16 protein-coding genes and 2 pseudogenes are annotated in these 24,242 nt (G+C 69.2%); 13 read left to right on the forward strand and 5 right to left on the reverse strand.

Features of this window, described 5'->3' with window-relative positions; all coding sequences use genetic code 11:
• Positions 1-22: 22 nt before the first annotated feature.
• Entirely contained in the window at positions 23-931 is a 909-nt protein-coding gene (locus ACIRJP_RS11775) for a M20/M25/M40 family metallo-hydrolase (RefSeq protein WP_404171492.1), read from the reverse strand.
• 252 nt (positions 932-1,183) lie between these two features.
• Between ACIRJP_RS11775 and ACIRJP_RS11780 the strand changes: the two genes are divergently transcribed.
• The 5 genes from ACIRJP_RS11780 (at position 1,184) to ACIRJP_RS11800 (ending at position 7,050) form a co-directional block, all read left to right on the forward strand.
• Positions 1,184-1,933, forward strand: coding sequence for an ABC transporter ATP-binding protein (locus ACIRJP_RS11780; RefSeq protein WP_404171495.1), 750 nt, complete (start codon positions 1,184-1,186; stop codon positions 1,931-1,933).
• Between the two features lie 351 nt (positions 1,934-2,284).
• Positions 2,285-4,828 carry an ATP-binding protein gene (locus ACIRJP_RS11785; protein ID WP_404171498.1) on the forward strand — a complete coding sequence of 848 codons (2,544 nt, stop codon included), beginning with the start codon at positions 2,285-2,287 and terminating at the stop codon, positions 4,826-4,828.
• Positions 4,829-5,007: 179 nt separating this feature from the next.
• Positions 5,008-5,700, forward strand: a complete 693-nt coding sequence (locus ACIRJP_RS11790) for a response regulator (RefSeq protein WP_404171501.1) — start codon at positions 5,008-5,010, stop codon at positions 5,698-5,700.
• A 159-nt stretch (positions 5,701-5,859) separates the two neighbouring features.
• The gene (locus ACIRJP_RS11795; RefSeq protein ID WP_404171504.1) at positions 5,860-6,276 is read left to right on the forward strand and encodes an OB-fold nucleic acid binding domain-containing protein; all 417 of its coding nucleotides are present in this window, start codon (positions 5,860-5,862) and stop codon (positions 6,274-6,276) included.
• Positions 6,277-6,279: 3 nt separating this feature from the next.
• On the forward strand, positions 6,280-7,050 hold the full coding sequence (locus ACIRJP_RS11800) for a DUF3159 domain-containing protein (protein ID WP_266729247.1): 771 nt from the start codon (positions 6,280-6,282) through the stop codon (positions 7,048-7,050).
• A 119-nt stretch (positions 7,051-7,169) separates the two neighbouring features.
• Here ACIRJP_RS11800 and ACIRJP_RS11805 read toward each other — a convergent pair whose 3' ends face one another.
• Both ACIRJP_RS11805 and ACIRJP_RS11810 read right to left on the reverse strand, forming a co-directional pair.
• Positions 7,170-7,847, reverse strand: coding sequence for a TrkA family potassium uptake protein (locus tag ACIRJP_RS11805; RefSeq protein WP_266729246.1), 678 nt, complete (start codon positions 7,845-7,847; stop codon positions 7,170-7,172).
• Entirely contained in the window at positions 7,847-8,515 is a 669-nt protein-coding gene (locus tag ACIRJP_RS11810; RefSeq protein ID WP_124721011.1) for a TrkA family potassium uptake protein, read from the reverse strand. The genes ACIRJP_RS11805 and ACIRJP_RS11810 overlap by 1 nt, the downstream gene beginning before the upstream one ends.
• Positions 8,516-8,826: 311 nt before the next feature.
• On the opposite strand from ACIRJP_RS11810, the gene ACIRJP_RS11815 reads away from it, so the two are divergent.
• The 6 genes and pseudogenes from ACIRJP_RS11815 to ACIRJP_RS11840 form a co-directional block, all read left to right on the forward strand.
• Positions 8,827-9,483, forward strand: coding sequence for a GntR family transcriptional regulator (locus ACIRJP_RS11815; RefSeq protein WP_404171508.1), 657 nt, complete (start codon positions 8,827-8,829; stop codon positions 9,481-9,483).
• 120 nt (positions 9,484-9,603) lie between these two features.
• The gene (locus ACIRJP_RS11820) at positions 9,604-10,629 is read left to right on the forward strand and encodes a 1-aminocyclopropane-1-carboxylate deaminase (RefSeq protein ID WP_404171721.1); all 1,026 of its coding nucleotides are present in this window, start codon (positions 9,604-9,606) and stop codon (positions 10,627-10,629) included.
• 112 nt (positions 10,630-10,741) lie between these two features.
• Positions 10,742-12,790 carry an APC family permease gene (locus ACIRJP_RS11825; RefSeq protein WP_404171511.1) on the forward strand — a complete coding sequence of 683 codons (2,049 nt, stop codon included), beginning with the start codon at positions 10,742-10,744 and terminating at the stop codon, positions 12,788-12,790.
• Positions 12,791-12,905: 115 nt separating this feature from the next.
• Positions 12,906-14,234, forward strand: a complete 1,329-nt coding sequence (locus ACIRJP_RS11830) for a class I SAM-dependent RNA methyltransferase (RefSeq protein WP_404171514.1) — start codon at positions 12,906-12,908, stop codon at positions 14,232-14,234.
• Positions 14,235-14,506: 272 nt separating this feature from the next.
• A pseudogene (locus ACIRJP_RS11835) lies at positions 14,507-14,920 on the forward strand (RNA methyltransferase); the annotation flags it as partial.
• A 637-nt stretch (positions 14,921-15,557) separates the two neighbouring features.
• Positions 15,558-16,938 (forward strand): annotated as a pseudogene (locus ACIRJP_RS11840) (RHS repeat domain-containing protein); the annotation flags it as partial.
• 1,311 nt (positions 16,939-18,249) lie between these two features.
• Here the strand turns inward: ACIRJP_RS11840 and ACIRJP_RS11845 are convergent.
• Together ACIRJP_RS11845 and ACIRJP_RS11850 are read right to left on the reverse strand one after the other, a co-directional pair.
• The gene (locus tag ACIRJP_RS11845; protein WP_404171517.1) at positions 18,250-18,492 is read right to left on the reverse strand and encodes a hypothetical protein; all 243 of its coding nucleotides are present in this window, start codon (positions 18,490-18,492) and stop codon (positions 18,250-18,252) included.
• Between the two features lie 739 nt (positions 18,493-19,231).
• Positions 19,232-20,266, reverse strand: coding sequence for an RDD family protein (locus ACIRJP_RS11850; protein ID WP_404171724.1), 1,035 nt, complete (start codon positions 20,264-20,266; stop codon positions 19,232-19,234).
• A 432-nt stretch (positions 20,267-20,698) separates the two neighbouring features.
• On the opposite strand from ACIRJP_RS11850, the gene ACIRJP_RS11855 reads away from it, so the two are divergent.
• Together ACIRJP_RS11855 and ACIRJP_RS11860 are read left to right on the forward strand one after the other, a co-directional pair.
• Positions 20,699-21,064, forward strand: coding sequence for a trypco2 family protein (locus ACIRJP_RS11855; RefSeq protein WP_404171727.1), 366 nt, complete (start codon positions 20,699-20,701; stop codon positions 21,062-21,064).
• Between the two features lie 53 nt (positions 21,065-21,117).
• On the forward strand, positions 21,118-24,015 hold the full coding sequence (locus ACIRJP_RS11860; protein WP_404171520.1) for a trypsin-like serine protease: 2,898 nt from the start codon (positions 21,118-21,120) through the stop codon (positions 24,013-24,015).
• Positions 24,016-24,242 lie beyond the last annotated feature (227 nt).

Below are 24,242 nucleotides of genomic sequence, written 5' to 3' on the forward strand. Positions count from 1 at the left end.
TCTCGTTCCTGGGAGTCGGGGGTCAGTGCCCGGGCGTGGTGGCGGCAAGCTTCCACAGCACGCCGACGATGGCGTTGGCGCTGGTCGTCTCCGTCTTCGGATCCACGTTGGCGAGGTTGTCGCAGGCCTCGTGGATGCAGTCGGAGATGCCGGTGCTGAAGCCGGACGACGGGATGCCGGCCTTGCCGAACGACTCGTGATCCGAACCGCCGACGCCAATGTCGAAGGTGGGAATGGACCGCTCGGCGAACCATGCCTCGAAGGCCTGCTGGGCCTCGGTCTCGCCGTGCTCGTCGTCGTGGACCACGAGCCACTGCCGGGTGTTCCTGCTGCCCGCCTGGTCGAAATTGAGATAGACGTCGATCCTGCGGCGCTCGGTCCCGGAGAGCCCGCTGACGTAGCTCTCCGAGCCGATCAGACCCGGCTCCTCCGCGCCCCACCACGCGAACCGCAGACGCCGCTCGGGCTTCGTGCCGGACGCGGCGACCTGAAGGGCCGCGGCCAGGACCGCGGCCGACCCCGAGCCGTTGTCGTTGATCCCCGGACCCTCCTTCACGCTGTCGAGGTGGGCCCCGGTCAGCACCACATGATCCGGGTCGCCGCCCGGCCAGTCGGCGATCAGGTTGTCGCCGGTGGCCCCGGCGTGGGTGAACGGGACCAGCCGGGTCCGGAAGCCCGCCCGGTCCAGGGCGCGTTTCACGTACGCCACCGAATCCGCGTACCCCTTCGTGCCGTGCGCGCGGTTTCCGCCGTTGCGGTCCGCGATGCGCTGCAGGGCGCGCAGATGGGGCATCACCTCCTGCTCGGAGACGGTGAGGGCGGCGGGGGCGGCGGTGGACCGGGATTCCGCGGCGGCGGGGACCGCGGACAGGGTCAGGGAGATCCCGAGAACTCCGGCCGCCAGCCGGGGAAGGCTTCTGCGTGATGTCATGCGCACCCTTTCGAGGACGGGTACTTCGAGGCCGGGGCGCTCGCCCCGGTGGACCCCGGCCAGGCTGGTCGGACGGTGTCAGAAAGTTGTCGGGAAGTTGTCGGGGGGCGGTAGTACTTCGACAAGGGGGCGTGGCGGACCCAGTCACCGCCGGACGACGGATCGGACGTCCGAAAACCGCTGGTCATTGTCCAGCCCTGTGCGCATTGCACATACTGGCGGCCGACGGACCGAGCACATACGGGGAGAGACATGACCGAGAGCACCGGCCGGACGGGCACCGAGGGGCAGGCCGGTACCGCGGTCGCCGAGGAACCGGCAGGCGGGCCCATGGTGCGGGTCGAGGACCTGCACCGCTCCTACGGCTCCGGCGCAGGAGCGGTGCACGCGCTGCGCGGGGTGTCCTTCGAGGTGCCGCGCGGCGAGCTCGTCGCGCTCAAGGGGCGCTCGGGGTCGGGCAAGACGACCCTCCTCAACCTGCTCGGCGGGCTCGACAGTCCCGACGGCGGCCGGATCACGGTCGACGGCACGGACCTCGCCGAGCTCGGTGAGAACGGGCTTCTGGAGCTGCGCCGGGACCGGATCGGTTTCATCTTCCAGTCGTTCGGCCTGATCCCGATCCTGACCGCGGCGGAGAACGTGGGCGTGCCCATGCGGCTGCGCAGGGCGGACCCGCGCGAGCGCGAGGAGCGGGTGGCGCTCCTGCTCTCCCTGGTCGGCCTCGCCGACCACGCAGCCCAGCGCCCCGGAGAGCTCTCCGGGGGCCAGCAGCAGCGCGTCGCGATCGCCCGCGCCCTCGCCAACCGGCCCGCACTGCTGATCGCGGACGAGCCGACGGGGCAGCTCGACGCGGAGACCGGGCTTGCGGTGATGGAGCTGCTGCGGGCGGTGGTGCGCAGCGAGGGCGTCACCGCGCTGGTGGCGACGCACGACACCCAGCTGCTGGGGCTGGCGGACCGGGTGCTGGAACTGAGCGACGGACACATCGTCGAACACGCGTAGGGCCTGTCCGCCGGATCAGGGCGGGGGCCGCGGCGTCTGGCACGGCGCCTCGCGGGGTTGCCGGAACGCCCGAACAGCTCCGCCGTCAAGATGGTCCGGCGCCTCGCGATGCACCGAACCGGACGCCGCGCCCGGTCCGACCCCGGCTCCGCCGGACAGGCCCTGGCGGAGCCGGGGGAGCGGCCTTCGCGGGGGCGCCCCAGGACCCTGCGAACCCCGTTCGGGGCGTCAGAATCCTGTCAATTCGGTCCCTCGCCCCCACCCCGCGCCCCATTTGTCGACCATGCGCGGGGTAGCTTCGAAGCGGCTGCCGCATCGAAGGCAGCCGGTTCGAGAGAAGACAATGGGGCCATGGCACGCGGCAAGCTTCGGATCTACCTGGGTGCGGCACCCGGCGTCGGCAAGACGTACGCGATGCTCTCCGAGGCCCATCGACGGGTGGAGCGGGGCACCGACTGCGTCGTCGCCTTCGTGGAGCACCACGACCGGCCGCGCACCGAGGTCATGCTGCACGGCCTGGAACAGGTCCGGCGCCGCGAGATCGAGTACCGCTCCGCCGTCTTCACCGAGATGGACGTCGACGCTGTCCTGGAGCGGGCCCCCGCCGTCGCCCTGGTGGACGAACTGGCGCACACCAATGTGCCGGGCTCCCGCAATGCCAAACGCTGGCAGGACGTCGAGGAACTCCTCCAGGCCGGCATAGATGTGGTGTCCACCGTCAACATCCAGCACCTGGAGTCGCTCGGTGACGTCGTCGAGGCGATAACCGGCGTACGGCAGCGCGAGACCGTCCCAGACGAGGTGGTCCGCCGGGCCGACCAGCTCGAACTCGTCGACATGTCGCCACAGGCGCTGCGCCGCCGGATGGCCCACGGCAACATCTACAAGCCGGACCGGATCGACGCCTCGCTGTCCAACTACTTCCGCCCCGGCAACCTGACCGCCCTGCGCGAGCTGGCCCTGCTCTGGGTCGCCGACCGGGTCGACGAGTACCTCCAGCAGTACCGCGGCGAGCACAACATCCGCACCACCTGGCAGGCCCGCGAACGCATCGTCGTCGGACTCACCGGCGGCCCCGAGGGCCGTACGCTCATCCGCCGCGCGTCCCGGATGGCGGCCAAGGGCTCGGGCAGCGAGATCCTCGCCGTCTACATCGCCCGAAGCGACGGGCTGACCTCCGCGTCCCCCAAGGAACTCACCGTCCAGCGCACCCTCGTCGAGGATCTCGGAGGCACGTTCCACCACGTCATAGGCGACGACATACCCTCGGCGCTGCTCGAATTCGCCCGGGGGGTGAACGCCACGCAGATCGTCCTCGGTTCCAGCCGTCGCAAGGCCTGGCAGTACATCTTCGGGCCCGGGGTGGGCGCCACCGTCGCCCGGGAGTCCGGGCCCGACCTCGACGTCCACATCGTCACCCACGAAGAGGTCGCCAAGGGGCGCGGTCTGCCCATCGCCCGCAGCGCCCGGCTGGGCCGGGTCCGGATCATCTGGGGCTGGCTGGTCGGGGTGGGCGGCCCGGCCCTGCTCACCCTGCTCCTCAGCGGCCTAGGCAACGGTCCGGGGCTCGCCAACGACGTACTGCTCTTCCTCTTCATGACGGTCGCCGCGGCCCTGCTCGGCGGGCTGCTGCCCGCCCTCGCTTCGGCCGCCGCCGGCTCGCTGCTGCTGAACTACTGGTTCACCCCGCCCACCCACACCCTGACGGTGCAGGACCCGGAGAACTTCGTCGCCATCGTGATCTTCTTCGCGGTGGCGGTCTCGGTCGCCTCGGTCGTCGATCTGGCGGCCCGCCGCACCCATCAGGCGGCCCGGCTGCGCGCCGAGTCGGAGATCCTCTCCTTCCTGGCGGGCAGTGTGCTGCGCGGCGAGACGACGCTGGACGCGCTCCTCGACCGGGTCCGCGAGACCTTCGCCATGGAGTCCGTCGCCCTGCTGGAACGCCGCAGCGACGTCGACCCGTGGACGTGTGCCGGGAGCGTCGGGCCGGGCCCGGTGACCCGGCCGGAGGACGCCGATGTGGACATGCCCGTCGGCGACCACATGGCGCTGGCGCTCTCCGGGCGGGTGCTGCCCGCCGAGGACCGGCGAGTCCTCGGCGCATTCGCCGCGCAGGCCGCCGTCGTACTGGAGCGGGAGCGACTGGTCGACGAGGCGGAGGAGGCCCGGCGGCTCGCCGAGGGCAACCGGATCAGGACGGCGCTGCTCGCCGCCGTCAGCCACGATCTGCGTACCCCGCTCGCCGCCATCAAGGCCGCCGTCAGCTCCCTGCGCTCCGACGACGTCGCCTGGTCCGAGGAGGACCAGGCCGAACTCCTGGAGGGCATCGAGAACGGCGCCGACCGTCTCGACCACCTCGTGGGCAACCTCCTGGACATGTCCAGGCTCCAGACCGGCACCGTCACCCCGCTGATCCGCGAGATCGATCTCGACGAGGTGGTCCCGATGGCGCTCGGCGGCGTCCCCGAGGACAGCGTCGACCTGGACATCCCCGAGACCCTGCCGATGGTCGAGGTCGACCCCGGGCTGCTGGAACGGGCCGTCGCCAACATCGTCGAGAACGCCGTGAAGTACAGCCGCTACGCGGAACGCGTCACCGTGGCCGCCAGCGCGCTCGGCGAACGCGTCGAGCTACGGGTGGCCGACCGCGGCCCCGGAGTCCCCGACGAGGCCAAGGAGCGCATCTTCGAACCCTTCCAGCGCTACGGCGACGCCCCGCGCGGCGCGGGCGTCGGACTGGGGCTCGCCGTGGCCCGCGGCTTCGTGGAGTCCATGGGCGGCACGCTGGACGCCGAGGACACCCCCGGCGGCGGCCTCACCATGGTGCTGACCCTCAAGGCGGCGTCGGGATACGTTCCGGTCAGCCCCGAGCTGCACACGCGGGTCACCTCATGACCGTGCAGGACACTTCATGATCGAACGGCACGGTCACCGCACGACCAAGCAGTCCATCGCATGACCGAGCAGTCAACTCACGACCACTGACCGAGCAGTCAACTCATGACCACGCAGTTCACCTCATGATCTCCGGTACGTCCCGGGAGATCGCCGTACAGCAGAAAGGCAGGGCCCCCATGACCCGGGTGCTTGTGGTCGACGACGAGCCGCAGATCGTACGCGCCCTCGTGATCAACCTGAAGGCGCGCAAGTACGAGGTGGACGCGGCGCCCGACGGTGCGACCGCCCTCCAGCTCGCCGCCGCCCGCCACCCCGACGTCGTCGTCCTCGACCTCGGGCTGCCGGACATGGACGGCGTCGAGGTGATCAAGGGGCTGCGCGGCTGGACCAGGGTGCCGATCCTCGTGCTGTCCGCCCGCCACACCTCCGACGAGAAGGTGGAGGCGCTGGACGCCGGTGCGGACGACTACGTCACCAAGCCGTTCGGCATGGACGAGCTGCTGGCCCGGCTGCGCGCCTCGGTCCGCCGCGCCGAACCCGTCGGGCAGCAGGGCTCCGACGACATCGTGACCGTCGAGACCGAGGGGTTCACCGTCGACCTGGCGGCGAAGAAGGTCCACCGCGAGGGGCGCGACGTACGGCTCACCCCCACCGAGTGGCACCTGCTGGAGGTCCTGGTCCGCAACAGCGGCCGGCTCGTCAGCCAGAAGCAGCTGCTCCAGGAGGTCTGGGGGCCCTCGTACGGCACCGAGACCAACTACCTGCGGGTCTACATGGCCCAGCTGCGGCGCAAACTGGAGTCCGACCCGTCGCACCCCCGGCACTTCGTCACCGAACCGGGCATGGGGTACCGGTTCGAGCGCGGCTGAACGAGCGGCGGCGTGGAGGGGCGGGCCGGGCGGTCGGCCGGCCCGCCCACCGCGACCTGCACAAGTGGCGGGACCGTCTTTCGGGACCTGTGCCGGTCACCCGTTCGAGTGAGACCGGAGACACCCGCTCGGAGCAGCCGGGACCGGTACCCTTCGGGTATGAGTGCTGTTCCCCGATCCGACAAGTCCGGCAGGGCGGAGAAGCCGTCCGGCCGCTTCCGGCGGATGCTCGACCGGCTGTCCACCTCCCAGGAGGACCTCGAGTCCGAGGAGCTGCAGGAGGACTCGCAGGCTTCGGGCTGCACGCGGATCTCCGAATGCGCCGACCGCCAGGTCGTGAAGGTGACTGGTACCTTGCGGACCGTCACCCTGCGGCCGCGCGCCGGAGTGCCCGCCCTGGAGGCCGAGCTCTTCGACGGCACCGCTCCGCTGGACGTTGTCTGGCTGGGCCGGCGCTCCATCGTGGGCATAGAACCGGGCCGCAAGCTCATCGCCTCGGGCCGGATCGCCATGAGTCACGGGCGCCGGGTGCTGTTCAACCCCAAATACGAACTCCGACCGCTCGGCAAGGAGTAGCCGGTGACGTCCCTCGACAAGCCGACGTCCGACACGGACCGCACCACCCGCACCGACCAGCAGGATGCCGAAGCGAAGGCGGTCACCGAGGCCGCGCTCTTCGAGGCGTTCGGCGGTGTCCGGGGAATGGTGGAGACGGTCCTCCCCGGGCTGCTGTTCGTCACCATCTTCACGATCAACAAGGATCTGCACAGCTCGGCCATCGCGGCCCTGGTGGTGTCCCTGGTCCTCGTCGCCGTGCGGCTGATCCGGAAGGACACCGTCAAGCACGCCTTCAGCGGCGTTTTCGGTGTGGCCTTCGGTGTGGTCTTCGCGATGATGACGGGCAACGCCAAGGATTTCTATCTGCCGGGCATGCTCTACACGCTCGGTCTGGCCCTCGCCTACCTGATCACCACCCTCGCCGGGGTGCCGCTGATCGGTCTGATCCTGGGGCCGGTGTTCAAGGAGAACCTCTCCTGGCGCACCAGGAACCCCGGCCGCAAGAAGGCGTACGCCAAGGCCAGCTACGCCTGGGGCCTGATCCTGCTCGCCAAGTGCGCGATCCTCTTCCCGCTGTACTGGTGGGCCGACACCACGCAGTTCGGCTGGGTCCTGGTCGCCCTGAAGATCCCGCCGTTCCTGCTCGCGGTCTATCTGACCTGGGTCTTCCTCGCCAAGGCTCCGCCGCCCATCGATGTGTTCGCCGAGATGGAGGCCGAGGAGCAGGCGGAGAAGGACCGCAAGGCGGCCGAGGCCGCAGCGGCAGCCGCGGCGCGCAACCAGGAACTCTGAGACGCAGCCCGCAGTTCTGAGACGTACGGGAGTTCCGAGACGTACAAGGAGGGGCCCGGAACCGTTTCACACGGTTCCGGGCCCCTCCCGTACCCCTGCCCTGATATACGCCCCGCGGGTCAGTCGTCCGAGTCGCCCCGGCGCACCGACAGCAGATCCTCCAACTGCTCCTCGCGTGCCTGTGCGGCCACGAACAGCAGCTCGTCGCCCGCCTCCAGGGTCTCCTCGGTGTTCGGCGTCAGAACCCGCTGTCCGCGGATGATGGTGACCAGCGAGGTGTCCTCGGGCCAGGCCACCTCACCGACCTGGGTGCCGGCCAGCGCCGACTCCGGGGGCAGAGTCAGCTCGACCAGGTTGGCGTCACCGTGACTGAAGCGCAGCAGCCGGACCAGATCGCCGACGCTCACCGCCTCCTCGACCAGGGCCGACATCAGGCGCGGCGTCGAGACCGCGACATCGACGCCCCAGGCCTCGTTGAACAGCCACTCGTTCTTCGGGTTGTTGACCCGGGCGACGACCCTCGGCACGCCGTACTCCGTCTTGGCGAGCAGCGAGACGACCAGGTTCACCTTGTCGTCGCCGGTCGCGGCGATCACGACGTTGCAGCGCTGCAGCGCCGCCTCGTCGAGCGAGGTGATCTCGCAGGCGTCCGCCAGCAGCCACTCGGCCATCGGCACCCGCTCCACCGAGATGGCGGTCGGCGCCTTGTCGACGAGCAGCACCTCGTGCCCGTTCTCCAGCAGCTCGCCCGCGATGGAACGGCCCACCGCACCTGCCCCGGCAATCGCGACACGCATCAGTGACCGCCCTCCTCAGGACCCTCGGCGAAGGCCGCCTCGACCTTCGCGATCTCGTCCGTACGCATCATCACGTGGACCAGGTCGCCCTCCTGCAGCACCGTCTGCGAGGTGGGCAGTATGGCTTCGCCCAGCCGGGTGAGGAACGCCACGCGGACGCCCGTCTCCTCCTGCAGAGTGCTGATCTTGTGACCGATCCAGGACGGGGTGGTGTGTACCTCCGCGAGCTGTACACCGCCGCTCGGATCCCGCCACAGCGGCTCGGCGCCGGAGGGCAGGAGCCGCCGCAGCATCTGGTCCGCGGTCCAGCGCACGGTGGCGACCGTGGGGATGCCGAGACGCTGGTAGACCTCGGCGCGCCGGGGGTCGTAGATCCGCGCCGCGACATTCTCGATGCCGAACATCTCGCGGGCCACCCGGGCGGCGATGATGTTCGAGTTGTCGCCGCTGCTCACCGCGGCGAACGCACCGGCCTCCTCGATACCCGCCTCGCGGAGGGTGTCCTGGTCGAAGCCGACACCGGTGACGCGCCGTCCGCCGAATCCGGAACCGAGACGACGGAACGCCGTCGGGTCCTGGTCGACGACGGCGACCGTGTGCCCCTGCTGCTCCAGGGTCTGCGCGAGAGCGGCTCCTACTCGCCCGCAGCCCATGATGACGATGTGCACCTTGCGCCTACCTCGCAGTCCTGGTCGTCCGGCTGACCTGCGAAAACACCCTGCTCACACTTCTTTCTCAGCTTGCCGGGCAAACAACGGGGCAACGGTATGTCCCGTTGCCCAGGATGAGCTTATGCGTCCCGGAGTGCGAAGCCTCATCCGAGTGCGCTTTCGCCGTGCCCCGAGCGACGGACGGCCAGGACCGCCGGCCGAGGCCGCGGACGAACCACTGACGCACCGCGGACCAACCGACCATGCGCCCCTTGGCCCATGCGGTGGCCCTTGAATACGAAGCGAACAGACATCTAACATGTCAGTTCATGGAGACTCTGCGCCCCGTCCGGCGGACCCTTTTGCGGGACACCGCCTACGAAGCGATCCGCGACGCCATAGTCCGCGGTGACATCCCACCCGGTGCCCCTGTCCGCGACGCCGACCTCGCCGAACGCCTCGGACTCTCCCGCGCCCCGGTCCGCGACGCGCTGTCCCGGCTCGCCGGTGAGGGCCTGGTCGAGTCCAAGCCGCAGAGCTACACCCGGGTGACCCGGCTGGTGCCGGGTGACGTCCGGGATGCCGCGGCCGTAGTACGAGCCATGCAGGAACTGGCCGCCAGGACCGCCGTGCCCCACCTCGTGGACGCGGACGTCACCGTGATGCGCGCGGCCAACGACCGGTTCCGGAAGGCAGCCGGCCGAGGCGACGTGGCGGAGGCGCTCCGCGCCGACGACCGGCTCCACGACGTCCTCGTCGCCGCCTGCGGCAACCGGGCCGTGGTCGCCACCGTCGAGCGCTACACGCCCTTGATCCGGCGCCTGGAATGGCGGCGGTTCGGCACGGCCGGCTCCGCGCACGGCTCCGCGGAGCTGCACGATCAGCTGATCGAGGCGTGCGCGGCGCGTGACGCCGAGGCCGCGGTCCGGATCACCGCCGAGATCTGGCGGGCGCTCGAAGAGCTGGCCGACGAACCGCTCGAGTAGCCCGCCGCGCGACGCCCACCGGCCAAGCGGTTCCGAGCGCGAGTGGACCCATCCCGCCTCATCCCACCCCGACCAGTGGACCCACCCCACCTCACCCCGACCAAGGGAGCCCCAGTGTCGATCTCGATCTCTTCGTACGACCGCTACCCCCTCCTCTTCGGCCCCTCTCCCGTGCACCGGCTCGACCGGCTCACCGAGCACCTCGGCGGCGCCGAGGTCTGGGCCAAGCGGGAGGACTGCAACTCCGGCATCGCCTACGGGGGCAACAAGACCCGCAAGCTCGAATACCTCGTCGCCGACGCCCTCGCGAAGGGCTGCGACACCCTCGTATCCATCGGCGGCGTCCAGTCCAACCACACCCGCCAGGTCGCGGCGGTCGCCGCCCGCGCCGGTCTCAAGTGCGTACTCATCCAGGAGAGCTGGGTCGAGTGGCCCGACGCCGTCTACGACAAGGTCGGCAACATCCTGATCAGCCGCCTGGCGGGCGCCGACGTCCGTCTGGTGCGCGCCGGGTTCGGCATCGGGGTCAAGGAGAGCTGGGAGCAGGCGCTGCGCGAGGTGGAGGAGGGCGGCGGCAGGCCGTACGCGATCCCCGCGGGCGCGTCCGACCACCCGCTGGGCGGGCTCGGCTTCGCGAACTGGGCGTACGAGGTGGCCGAGCAGGAACGCGCGCTCGGTGTGTTCTTCGACACCGTGGTCGTCTGCTCGGTGACCGGCTCCACCCAGGCCGGCATGGTAGCGGGCTTCGCCGCGCTGGAGGAGGCAGGCGCCCGCCCTCGTCGCGTACTGGGCATCGACGCCTCCGCCGAGCCCGCCCGTACCCGCGAGCAGATCGCCCGGATCGCGGCCGGCACCGCACGGCTCATCGGGGTGCGCCGGGAACTGACCGTGGACGACATCGAGCTCGACGAGCGCTACCACGCGGGTACCTACGGCATCCCCGACGACACGACCCTCGACGCCATGCGGCTGGCCGCCCGTACCGAGGGCATGGTCACCGACCCCGTGTACGAGGGGAAGTCGATGGCGGGAACGATCGATCTCGTGGGACGCGGCGAGATTGCCCGGGATTCCACCGTCCTTTACGCACATCTCGGCGGTCAGCCCGCATTGAATGGTTACAGCGCCCTTTTCGCGGACGCTTAGTGCAAGGATTTCGTTAAGGATTTCGTGGCTTTTTCGTCCGAGCGCAGGAGATTGCGGGGCCACGGGGGTGGTTGGTCCGCGGCTTCCATACGGAACGCTTACGATCCTCTGCGTGTCCAAACTGACCGACGTGCCCAAACGGATCCTGATCGGGCGCGCACTGCGCAGTGACCGGCTCGGAGAAACGCTCCTGCCGAAGCGCATCGCCCTCCCCGTCTTCGCCTCCGACGCCCTGTCCTCCGTTGCCTACGCGCCTGGCGAGGTTCTGCTCGTCCTGTCTGTCGCGGGCGTGTCGGCGTACCACTTCAGCCCATGGATCGCCCTGGCGGTCGTGGTGGTGATGTTCACCGTGGTGGCGTCGTACCGGCAGAACGTGCACGCGTACCCCAGCGGTGGTGGCGACTACGAGGTCGCCACCACCAACCTCGGCCCCAAGGCCGGCCTGACGGTCGCCAGCGCGCTGCTCGTGGACTACGTCCTCACCGTCGCCGTCTCCATCACCTCCGGCATCGAGAACCTGGGCTCGGCGATCCCGTTCGTGGTCGAGCACAAGGTGCTGTGCGCCGTCGCGGTGATCCTGCTGCTGACGCTGATGAACCTGCGCGGCGTCAAGGAGTCCGGGTCGCTCTTCGCGATTCCGACTTACGTGTTCGTGGTGGGCGTCTTCATCATGATCGCGTGGGGTGCCTTCCGCACTCTCGTGCTCGGCGACACCATGCGCGCGCCCACCGCCGACTTCCACATCAAGGCGGAGCAGGAGGGCCTCGCGGGCTTCGCCCTTGTCTTCCTGCTGCTGCGCGCCTTCTCCTCCGGCTGCGCCGCGCTCACCGGCGTCGAGGCGGTCTCCAACGGCGTCCCGGCCTTCCGTAAGCCCAAGTCCAAGAACGCGGCGACGACGCTCTCGATGATGGGCGTGCTCGCCATCACCATGCTCGTCGGCATCATCGCCCTCGCCCTGGTCACCGACGTCCGGATGGCCGAGAACCCGGGGCAGGACCTGCTGAAAGGCGGCGTGCCGGTCGGCCCCGGCTATGTACAGGACCCGGTGATCACGCAGGTCGCCGAGGCCGTCTTCGGCAACGGCAGCTTCCTGTTCATCGTGCTCGCCGCGGCCACCGCCCTGGTGCTGTTCCTCGCGGCGAACACGGCGTACAACGGCTTCCCGGTGCTCGGCTCGATCCTCGCCCAGGACCGCTACCTGCCGCGCCAACTGCACACCCGCGGCGACCGCCTCGCGTTCTCCAACGGCATCGTGCTGCTCGCCGGCGCGGCCGCCCTGCTCGTCGTCATCTACGGCGCCGACTCGACCCGGCTGATCCAGCTCTACATCGTCGGCGTGTTCGTGTCCTTCACGCTCAGCCAGACCGGCATGGTCCGCCACTGGAACCGCCACCTTCGCACCGAGAAGGACGCCGACAAGCGCCGTCACATGATCCGCTCCCGCGCGATCAACGCCTTCGGTGCCTTCCTGACCGGCCTCGTCCTCGTGGTCGTCCTGGTCACCAAGTTCACCCACGGTGCCTGGGTCGCCCTGCTCGGCATGTGCATCTTCTTCGCGACGATGACCGCGATCCGGAAGCACTACGACCGGGTCGCCGAGGAGATCGCCGCCGACGAGACCCCGTCCGACGAGACGATCCGGCCCTCCAGGGTCCACTCGATCGTCCTGGTCTCCAAGCTTCATCGGCCCACCCTGCGTGCTCTCGCCTACGCCAAGCTGATCCGTTCCGACCGGCTGGAGGCGCTCTCCATCAGCGTCGACCCGGCCGAGACCAAGGCGCTCAAGGACGACTGGGAGCGGCGCGGCATCGACATCCCGCTGAAAATCCTCGACTCCCCGTACCGCGAGGTCACCCGGCCGGTCATCGACTACGTGAAGAGCCTGCGCCGGGAGAGCCCGCGCGACGTGGTGAGCGTGTACATCCCGGAGTACGTGGTCGGACACTGGTACGAGCACCTCCTCCACAACCAGAGCGCCCTGCGCCTCAAGGGACGGCTGCTGTTCACCCCGGGCGTCATGGTGACCTCCGTGCCGTATCAGCTGGAGTCCTCCGAGGCGGCCAAGAAGCGCGCCAGGAAGCGCGCCGAGTGGAACGCGCCTGGCTCGGTGCGCCGCGGCCCGGTGGAGCGCAGGCCCAAGGAACCCAGCAGCAAGGCCTGAGCGCCCCCGTCCACGTGCCTGCCCGCCCGCTCGTGGTAAACGGCCGGACGACACCCACGTAGAATCGTAGGTTGTTGTCCGGCCGTTTCCCCTTGATCTCTGGAGCCACCCCCTCATGCAGAACGAACCCACGTCGTCGCTGGTCGGGGAGGAGTACGAGGTAGAGGTCGGCCCCGTCGCACACGGCGGCCACTGCATCGCCCGCACCTCGGAGGGCCGGGTCCTCTTCGTACGGCACACGCTCCCCGGCGAGAAGGTGATCGCCCGGGTCACGGACGGCGAGAGCGACTCCCGCTTCCTGCGCGCCGACGCGGTACGGATCATCGAGGCGTCCAAGGACCGCGTAGAGGCGCCCTGCCCGTACGCCGGCCCCGGCAAGTGCGGCGGCTGCGACTGGCAGCACGCCAAGCCCGGCGCCCAGCGCCGCCTCAAGGGCGAAGTGATCGCCGAACAGCTCCAGCGCCTCGCGGGCCTCACCCCCGAGGAGGCGGGCTGGGACGGCACGGTCATGCCGGCCGAGGGCGACAAACTCCCGGCGGGCGAGGTTCCCGCCTGGCGCACCCGCGTCCAGTACGCCATCGACGAGGACGGCAAGGTCGGCCTGCGCAAGCACCGCTCGCACGACGTGGAGCCCGTCGAGCGCTGCCTGATCGCGGCCCCCGGCGTCACGGAGCTCGGCATCGAGAAGCGCGACTGGCCGGGCATGGCCACGGTGGAGGCCATCGCCGCCACGGGTTCCCACGACCGCCAGGTCATCCTCACCCCGAGCCCCGGCGGCCGGCTGCCTCTGGTCGAGCTCGACAAGCCCGTCTCGGTGATGCGCGTCGACGAGCGCGACGGCGGCGTCCACCGCGTGCACGGCCGCGCCTTCGTCCGCGAGCGCGCCGACGACCGCACCTACCGCGTAGGCTCCGGCGGCTTCTGGCAGGTCCACCCGCAGGCCGCCAACACCCTGGTCCGCGCCGTCATGCAGGGCCTCCTGCCCCGCAAGAACGACATGGCCCTCGACCTCTACTGCGGCGTCGGCCTGTTCGCCGGCGCCATCGGCCAGCGCATCGGCGAAAAGGGCGCCGTCCTCGGCATCGAGTCCGGCAAGCGCGCCGTCGAGGACGCCCGCCACAACCTGAAGGACCTGGACCGCGTCCGCATCGAGCACGGCAAGGTCGACCAGATCCTCCCGCGCACCGGCATCACCGAGTGCGACCTGATCGTCCTCGACCCGCCCCGCGCCGGGGCCGGCAAGCAGGTCGTCAAACACCTCACGGGCCTGGGCGCCCGCCGCATCGCCTACGTCGCCTGCGACCCGGCGGCGCTGGCGCGCGACGTGGCGTACTTCCGGGAGGGCGGGTACCGGGTGCGGACGCTGCGGGCGTTCGATCTGTTTCCGATGACTTCGCATGTTGAGTGCGTTGCCATCTTGGAGCCTGCGGCAAAGGGTGTCTGACCTGCGGTTTTGTTGTCCGGGTGGGTTGCTCGACCTGTTTCCCTCCGTGTAGCGAGTCGAGCGGACGGATTGACCCTTTGGGCGGTCTGACCTGCGAATTCATGAGGAAGGCACTTGCAGCGGCGACGCCTCAGGGGCTTGTTCGGAGATTCTTGACGCTCGGATGACGCTCGAAGCGGAAGCCTCGACCTCGAGGACCTCTCCGGCTGGGGCCGTGCGGACCGGAGCAACGGCACGGGGACAAGTGCGCCGGTACGGGCGTCCCGTTGCATTTCCCCGGCGCCATCGGCCAGCGCATCGGCGAAAAGGGCGCCGTCCTCGGCATCGAGTCCGGCAAGCGCGCCGTCGAGGACGCCCGCCACAACCTGAAGGACCTGGACCGCGTCCGCATCGAGCACGGCAAGGTCGACCAGATCCTCCCGCGCACCGGCATCACCGAGTGCGACCTGATCGTCCTCGACCCGCCCCGCGCCGGGGCCGGCAAGCAGGTCGTCAAACACCTCACGGGCCTGGGCGCCCGCCGCATCGCCTACGTCGCCTGCGACCCGGCGGCGCTGGCGCGCGACGTGGCGTACTTCCGGGAGGGCGGGTACCGGGTGCGGACGCTGCGGGCGTTCGATCTGTTTCCGATGACTTCGCATGTTGAGTGCGTTGCCATCTTGGAGCCTGCGGCAAAGGGTGTCTGACCTGCGGTTTTGTTGTCCGGGTGGGTTGCTCGACCTGTTTCCCTCCGTGTAGCGAGTCGAGCGGACGGATTGACCCTTTGGGCGGTCTGACCTGCGAATTCATGAGGAAGGCACTTGCAGCGGCGACGCCTCAGGGGCTTGTTCGGAGATTCTTGACGCTCGGATGACGCTCGAAGCGGAAGCCTCGACCTCGAGGACCTCTCCGGCTGGGGCCGTGCGGACCGGAGCAACGGCACGGGGACAAGTGCGCCGGTACGGGCGTCCCGTTGCATTTCCCCGGCGTCGGCACGTGCTGCCATCCCGTAGCCACAGTCCTTGAAACCGAGAGCGCGGCCCGTCCGGGCCGTGTTCGGTGCGTATCTGCACCCGTAACGCTCGGGCCCTCCGCGACCCCGGACCCATGCCGATGGCACGTCCGCGCCCCCGGGGTGCCAAGGCTGGGGGCGCCAAGCAGGTTCGGCACTGCGTGGCCGGTGCCTACCGGTTGGTTGTCATCGACAAGCGCGGTCGTAGCGGTGGGTACTCCCGCTTATGCCAGCACTGCGGCGCCGTCCAGACTGGCATCGGGCCCCAGCGGCCACGGTGCGCGGCTCCCTCATGAACGGCATGGCCGCGTGGCGCCGCAGGTGGAGAGCGCTCCTACCGCGCCGACGGCAACCTGACCTGCGTCGCCGACCGGCTCTCGGGCACCCGCACCTTCGACCTCGACCCGGCGGGCCGCGTCACCGCCGTCCATGCCAAGGACTGGACGGAGCGCTACGCCTACGACGACGCCGGCAACCAGACCTCGGCGTCCTGGCCGTCCGGCCACCCCGGCAGCGAAGCCACCGGACCACGCGCCTACACCGGCACCCCGCTCACCCGCGCCGGGAACGTCCGCTTCGAGCACGACGCCCTCGGCCGGGTCACCCTGCGCCAGAAGATCCGCCTCTCCCGCAAGCCCGACACCTGGCGCTACACGTGGGACACGGAGAACCGACTCACTTCCGTCACCACCCCCGACGGCACACGGTGGCGCTACCGCTACGACCCGCTCGGCCGCCGCACCGCGAAACAGCGCCTTCGCGCCGCCGACGGAAGCGTGGCCGAGGAGGTCCGGTTCACCTGGGATGGCCTGACCCTGTGCGAACAGACCACCCACCACCCCAACAGCCCGAACGCAGTCGCCCTCACCTGGGAGCACCGCGGCCACGCACCCCTGGCCCAGACCGAGCGCATCCTCACGGCCGACGACGGCCAGGAAGAGATCGACCGCCGCTTCTTCGCCATCGCCACCGACCTCATCGGCACCCCCACCGAACTCATCGACGAGACCGGCCACATCGCCTGGCGCTCCCGCGCCACCCTCTGGGGGCACCACCGCCTGGTCCCGCAACAGCGGCACATACACCCCCCTCCGCTTCCCCGGCCAGTACTACGACCCCGAAACCGGCCTCCACTACAACGTTTTCCGGCACTACGACCCGGAGACCGGCCGCTACGCCACCCCGGACCCACTCGGCCTCGCTCCGGCACCCAACCCCGTCGCGTATGTTCCTAATCCGTGCACATGGATGGACCCCTTCGGTCTGGCGCCGGGCGGTTGTCCTGAAGAGGAGCACTTGTTCCGAGGGACGTCGAAGGGATTTGATGCCGGCGAGAATGCTCAAAGCTCGGGTTTCACACCCACATCAACGGACCCCGGCGTGGCGACGGCGTTCGCCAGGCACTCGGAACAATTCGGCGAATCCGTAGTGCAAATTATTCCCCGGAGCGCGCTTGAAGGAATTGAAACCATGCCAGGAGTCATACGTGCCGAGGCAGAATTCGCCGTGCAACTTCCCGCTTCGGAAATTGCCGGAAGAGCTACCATCCAGCTCCCGTCGAGCGTCGCTCATAGCATCCTCAAGGACATGGGAATCGATGTGCCCCGAATAAATTCGTACGGAGGTATCAGTGATGCCTTGGAATGGGATATTCCAAAACTCTCACCCGAGCAGGTACGGCAATTCCTGACGGAGGCTTATAAGCATGGATGAAAATGCTGCTGGTGAACTTCAGATCTACTCGGTGGAGGAGAGGAGTGCTGGGACTGCAACGTGTGCTGCTCGCTGCGTAGGCGGCGTAGTGCAAACCGGCCGACCGTTCAGACTTCGCTTGGCTGATGGCGCAACAGGAGCCCCGGTAATTCTGGGCCTCGACTGGATCAGATGTTATGGAAAGGTTACGGATCTCCTGTATCCGCCCTACAGTGCCTTGGTTCAACTGTCGGGGGAGGGTGTGAGTCTTCTGGCGAGAGGCGTGATCCTTTCCTCTGTCATGAATGATGAGACATGAACAAATTCTGGTGAGCAAGGTGGACTCATGGGTGGGCCGGCAGCGACACTTCGCGAGTGGGGCGCGCAGTACTTTCCGTACTTTCCGGTAGGAGAGCCGGTCAGCGCCGACGAACCGATCCCCGGCTACGCCGAGCAGGAGGACCGGCTGTTTGCGGACCACCCTCGAATGCGACGAATCGCGCTCCGCCTACTACCTGACTGGCTGTTGCACCGCTACTACCGCCGGCGCTCCTCACTTTGACCGGCGGACTGGTCGAGGACTACGGGAGTCGGTGACGGTCGGCCGATTCGACAGCGGCCCCCTGTCGCCGTATCGGCAGGTTCACCCCGGTGCGGGTTCGGCTCTTTGCGGAAGGTCCGCAGGAGCGTGGGGGCTCGAGGCCGGAAGCGAAATGGTGACCGCCTGAGGAGCTGCGGTGATGACCGGTCCGGTCGCTGTTTGCGATCACCGCTGGCGGCACAGAGGGCTTTACGATGCGCCAGCCGGGGCTCGGGTCGATGTGGCCCAGCTGTGGCGGGCCCTGGCCGCAGGCGGCGGACTGCCAGGTGGTGCAGGCTGAAATCCGTGCGCACCTGCCGTGACGCTCAAATGACGCTCCGAGCCCCTGGCAGCCCGCGTACAGAGCCGAGGAGACCCGTTTGACCTGCAGCTTCTCCCGCATCGACTATCGGTGACGTGTTTTCGATGACGCATCACGTGGAGTGCGTGGCGATTTTGGAGCCGGCCGTGAAGGGTGCTTGAGCTGCGGCTTTGTGGCGCAGGCGGGTCGACCGACCTGTTTCCCTCCATGCAGCGGGTCGAATGGAGGGGTCGATCCTTGAAGTTTGCCTGACCTGCGACTTCCTGAGGGAGGCGGTCGCTTCGGCGGCGCTTTCAGGGGTTCTTTCGAGGAAACTTGACGTTCGGATGACGCCCGCTTCGGGGCTCGGTATCTCGCACCACACCGGGCAGCTCGGTTCTCGGATTTCTCGATGCGTTTCGGGGGCGCGGTGCGCGCCTCACCCGGCTACTCACCGCGCACCCGCTATCCGAGTGGGGGCCACCCGCACGGCACCGAGGCACACGACACGGTCGTCCTGGTCGTCGCCGAACTCGCCGCGAACGCCGTTCTCCACGGCCGCGTCCCCGGGCGGGGCTTCGCCCCGTCCCCTTACCAGGGCGAGAGTCTGGGCGTCGTCCGAATCGAGGCGACCGACATTCACCCCACCCGGCTGGCGCGACCGGCTCCCGATCCGGACGAGGGCGGATGCCACAGACCGCTCCTTGTCGATGCGCTCGCCGCCGACTGGGGCGTACCAACCGCCCCGGCCCGGCAAGACGGTCTGGGCGGAGTGCCCGACGGCTCCCCGTTTCATCCGGCCCGTCGGGGCCAGCAGCTACGGCGTTCGGTTGACCGCACGGTCGGCCCGAAGCCCCGCCCAGGGCATTACGAACCTGGGCGCGGCGGCATTACGGTTGCTCTCCGAGCTTTCGAGGGGGAAACGGTCGTCGCAGCCGGCACACGTCCACGAGAGCCTTCGCGTCCATCTCACCGACTGGCTCGCCACCACGGACGTGTACCGGCACCGTCGGTGACCGAACTCGACAGGGATGGCCGGGCGGTATTCGCCGGCAAGATCACCGGCGATGGTGATCGCACAGTGAGCTGGACCGTGGCGGGCGACCAACTCCCCCGCGCCCTGCGCACGACCCCCTACCAGCCGCTGTCTACGGGACCGGCCCAGTTCGTCTACGTGCCGCACAGGCCGTCCGCCGAGCCCACGAGCAGGTGGCCGTACCCAGCGGTGGCGCCCGGCTGGTCTGGCCCGACCTTGGCCTGGAACACCCCGCCTACTTGCGTGAGGAGGTGCCTCAGACGTCCTTCGTGGAACGGCGGCTGATGCCGTCGCTCGCCCATGCTGTTACTGCTCCAACACCGCGGCGGCGAACCGGTCCCGGGCGGTGGGCCGGGAAAGACCTGGACGCAGTCGGCCCGCGGATCGATCTCCAGGTTCAGTCTCGCCAGCGGATTGGTCGACCAGATGTTCTCCGAGTGCGCCGGCGGGAAGTGACGGGGTCCCCAGGAGCGGCGAGATCGGCGGGATGAGACGGAGGCGGAATCGGGGCCGGGGCTTCGGGGCGCTTGCGGGTGGCGGCGGCCTTGGCGCGGTCGAACGCAGCCCGGCCCTTGCCCGCCGCAGCGCGGTTCAGTTCGGAGTCGACAACTCGCCGAATCGCCTCGTGTCCGGCGATCTTCTGCCCGCTGGCCTGGGCGTTCTGGATCGCTTTCTCCCAGGCTGCCCGGCCACCGCGGGCTCCGGTGAGCCCCAGGTCCACCGTCTGGCGGACGCCCTGCCGTGCGGCGCCCCAATCGGGCTGGGGCAGCGTGATGTTGTCGACGGTGGTGCCGGCCAGGCGGTCGGCGAGGGAGCGCCTGCGGCCCAGTAGGGCAGGGACGCCATTGGCCCAGAAGACGGTCACCGCGACCACCCAGCACAACACCGAGATCGCGAATGAGCCGCCGATCAGCGCGCAGCACGCCACCGCGAAGCAGCCGACATCGGCGAGCGTGGTGACAACGGCTCGGATCGCGGCCCGGCGAGGTCCGAGCCGACCCGGCTCAGCGTGGGAGACGCGCAGGCCGACCAGCAGCTTTCCCACCGTGCGGTTGGTCAGCACGAGCGCTGTGAACTGGTAGGCGAAGGTGATGAGTACCAACGCGGCGAAAGCCTGCTGGACGGCACTCACAGCGGAGCCCCAGATGTTGTCCCACACCTGCTCGGTGGCATCGAGCGGCCGACCGCGCGAGGTGAGGATCTCCCAGGCACTGCGGCCGACCAGCTCGGTGGTGCCAGGCACCAGCGCGCTGATGCGGTGGAAAGTGAAGTAGCCGAGAAGCACGGCCACCGTGACCACAAGGGAAAAATCGACCAGCCAGGCCAACGTCCGTCGACTGGCTCCAGGCATACGCGGCCCGTCGGCTAAGTCGACTTCTCCGGCTGCTTCTGCGTTTGCGGACCTCGAACGCCGAGACACGTACGCCCCCATGATGACGAAGAGCCAACAGACAAGAGTCAAGAACCAAAGGCTAGCGCAGCCTCATGGCCTCGGACAGACACGTTCAGGGGACGTGACGGGGGCTCTCAGGGCGATTGCAAAGTCCCGGCATCGAAGCTCCGACGCGGAGGTGATCTTCCCAAGTCTTCGTTCGCGCGACGGAGCTTGGATGTGCCGCCGGCCTGCCACCGTCGTACGCCGCATGGAAGGGCACGACCGGTCAGTACCCGTGCTCCGTCGCACGGGCGATGGGCCAGGGTCCGTTGCCTGATCAGCTCTGTCCGGTTTCATCCGGCAAGGCCTAGGGCAGTCAGGACCCACAACCGAACATTGGCGCATGAGCAACGGAATCTCGGACGCGGACTGGGGCGCGGTCCTGCGCAGTGTCGGCAAGGTCCTCGGAAAGATCGGTGTTTGCTGGCCGTGGCCCCCGGGGAGATCGGGACCGAATACGGTTCGGATCGAGGGGGTATCGACGTGCCGCAGGAGCCATGGGCCGAGCTGGGGGAGACCATCAGCGCGATTCGAGCCGAGTTGCAGAGCGCCATGGAAACGGGCAGGGAGGAGTCCCTGAAATTCAGGACCGGGCCGGTGGAACTCGAGTTCACCGTGGAGGTCAAGAAGGACGGCGGGGCCAAGGCCAAGGTCTTCGTTCTTCCCTGGACGGTTGAGGCCCAGGGTGCGGCAAGCGTGGGCCGGACCCACCGTGTCAAGCTCACCCTGCAGCCGGTCGACGGCGACGACAACGATCTGAAAATCTCCGCCGACTCTCCGCAGCGCCCGAAATAGCCGCGAACGGTCCGCGTGGAGAACAGCTCGTCGGGTGAGGAACAGGACGGGGCATGGACCAGGCACGGGTCGTGGAGATCTGGAATCCGGTCCTCGGGAAGTCGGGCAGCGGATACCTGATCGGTGACGACGTGGTGCTCACCGCGCACCACGTCGTGGACGGGGTCCGGATCCGCGGCAGCGTGGAGGTCCGGCAGCTGGATCCGGAGGGCCGCACGGACTGGACGACTGCCGAACTGGTGTGGCTGCCGGAAGCAGCAGCATCGGAGGTGTTGCCGGACGCGGACGGTGCGCTGCTGCGGATCGCCGGGCCGGACTGGCAACCACCGGTGACTCCGCCGGTGCGATTCGGGCGGATCGTGGGCACGAACCGCGTGCCCTGCCTCGGACTGGGCTTTCCCGACGCGGTCACACGTCCCGATCACGCACGGGACACCATGCCGATACGTGGCCATGTGGACCCGTTGCACAGCATGAAGTCGCGGATGACCACGGTGCACGTCGACGTGGGCACCGTGCCGAGCCGCTCGGGATGGCGCGGCAGCTCGGGGTCCGGGCTGCTGTGCGGACCGCACCTGATCGCGGTCGTGACGAAGGAGAAGCGCTTCGCGCCCGGTGTGCTGGAGGCCGTACCCGTCACCGCCCTCGCCGAACTGTCTGGATTCGAGCAGACCTTGCGTGCCCACGATGTCCACTTCGTCACCGAGGACATCGGCGGGGCGTCTCCGGATCCCGACGACGAGCTGGACTACGCGCCGATTGCCATACCGCCGCCCTTCTCACAGCACCGTCTGAAGGAGCTGCTGGTGCCCGCCGCAGGAGGGACGATGACGATCCTGGCGCTCTTGGCGCTGTCCCCGCCCGCGTCGGGCGTCACGTGGCCGGTCGGATCGACACTCTCCGGCGTTCTGGCCGGGTGGGGCATCGATTGGCTCCGTGGCCCGCGGTCGGCAAGGGCCGACCGGGAAGCTGCAGTCCGAAGGCTGCGCGAGGCCGTCCGGGGAGAGGTGAAGCGACGTCGTTGGCAACTGCTGGGCAACGACAGCAAGGCCATCAACATCACGTTCGTCACCGTGCCGCAGGGCGGCAGGGACGCGGACAGGGCCTGGCCGCGCGGGGACTTCGACGGTATCGCCCGTTATCTGGACGAGCTCCGGCCGAAGCGCCTGGTCATCACGGGCGGTCCCGGCTCGGGCAAGACACTCCTGGCTTATGAACTCGTCCATCGGGTGCTCGCCCGCAAGCACTACGACGGTCCGGTGCCGGTGCCGGTCGGCCTGTCGGAGTGGGACACCAGCGTGATGTTCGCCGACTGGTTCAGCGCTCGCTTGGGTCAGGAGTACCTGGGCGGTTCCGAGACCGGGGCGCGGGACCTGTTGGCGTCCGGGCGCATCATGCCGGTCCTGGACGGCCTCGACGAGATGGACCCTGCGGACAGCGGACGGCCCAGGGGCGTCGCCGCGCTGGCCCAGCTCAACCGGTTCGCCGGGCCATTGGTGCTGACCTGCCGTTCGGACGAGTACGCCGAGCTGAGCCGCGCCGATCAACGTCTGCTGGACTGCGCGACGGTGCGGATGGAGAAAGTCCGGCCCGTCGACGGCCGGCGGTTCCTGGTTGAGCGGAGCAGGAACAGGGCCCGGCTCGCCGAATGGAAGGACGATCTCTTCGCAACGGGGACGGCCACGAGAGCGGTGCTGTCCTCACCGTGGATGCTCACGCTGGCCTCACTGACATCGCAGACGGAAGCCGGAGCTGCGAAACTCCGCTCCTTCATCGGAGTACCGGCCTCAGGCGACCGAGAGCAGGAAGAGCTGCACGCGGCGTTGCTGGAGGAACTCATCCCGTCCTTGTGCGAGCCGGATCAGACCGACCGGCGTCAGCCGTACCAGGCGCAAGCCGTGACTCAGTGGCTGCGGCTGCTCACCACAAGCCTGCGCGGCGGCCACCCGGCACCGGCCGACGGCAGCGGTGCCGTCATACCATCCCGAGATCTGGCCATCCATACGCTGTGGCGGGTCGCCGGGCCACGCAGTGCCCGCTATGCCGCCGCAGCGATCACCATCGCCTGCTGGCTGCCCGCCCTGCTCTCTCTGGCGGTCTGCCTCCACCGCAACCACGCCCTACCACTGCCTGGCGCAGTACTGCTCGCACTGTTGACCCCTGCGCCGCTGCTGTCGGCCTGGAACGCACGTGCACGGTACGCGCAGCCCCGCCGAATCCTGTTTCAGCGGCTACGCAGCAGACTCGGCTGGAGCCGGATATTCCTGGGAGCCACACTGGGCGGCGTCCTCATGCTGCTGCTGACACCCGTGTTCGGTCCGGGCTTTGCGCTGGCCGCCGGTGCCGGGTTCGCCGCTGTCTTCGGCCTCGGCCTGGCGCTGGCGGTGCGGGCGGACCTAGACCGCCGCCATCTGCTGGCGGTCGGCATCCCCTCTGCCCTGGCGGTAACAGTGGCGGCCGGGTTCCTCGTCGGCCGACTCGGCGATTTCATCGGTCTCACCGCGGGATGCGGTGCCGGAGCGATCGGACTGGCGGTGGGGGTACCCGCAGGGCTGCGCGCCGCCCGGCGCAACAACGGCGGAGACCCGGACCCGGATCCGCCCGGGGTGCCCACGCCGCTGTCTCCACTGCGCAATGACGCGATGGCGGGGGCGGTGTCCGGTGCCGTCGTCGTGGCCTTCACGCTCTACGGGACGCTGAGCGTCGAGTGGTTGCGGGTTTCCTGGCCGCTCTCCGTCATGACGGCCCTGGCCTGCGGGGTGGCTGCCGGGCCCGGTTTTGTCGCGGTCGCCGGTCGCCAGTACCTCGGCCTGATCTTGGCCACCCGCGGAAAGCTGCCGTGGCGCCTGGCCGCATTCCTCCGCTGGTGCCATGAACGCGGTCTGCTGAGGTCGGCCGGCACCGTCTACCAGGTACGCCATGACCAACTACTTGAGTGGCTCCGCCGCTGACCCCTGCTTGCGCGCCATTCGCGTCGGTATGCGGCAGCCCGCCACCGGCACCTGGTCTGCGGAGGCGGGTCGGGAACGGTGATCCTCCCCAGGGACCGAACGCGACCGGGAGGTCAATTCGCCCCCGTCGGCAAACGCAAGCAAGGCTGCTCGGAGCCCGGTGCTGGGTGGAGGACAAGCCATCCAGCTCGCAGAAGCCCTGCGAGCGGTTGGCATCCCTCTCTCGT

Source organism: Streptomyces sp. NPDC102437 (genome assembly GCF_044765565.1).
GTDB lineage: Bacteria > Actinomycetota > Actinomycetes > Streptomycetales > Streptomycetaceae > Streptomyces.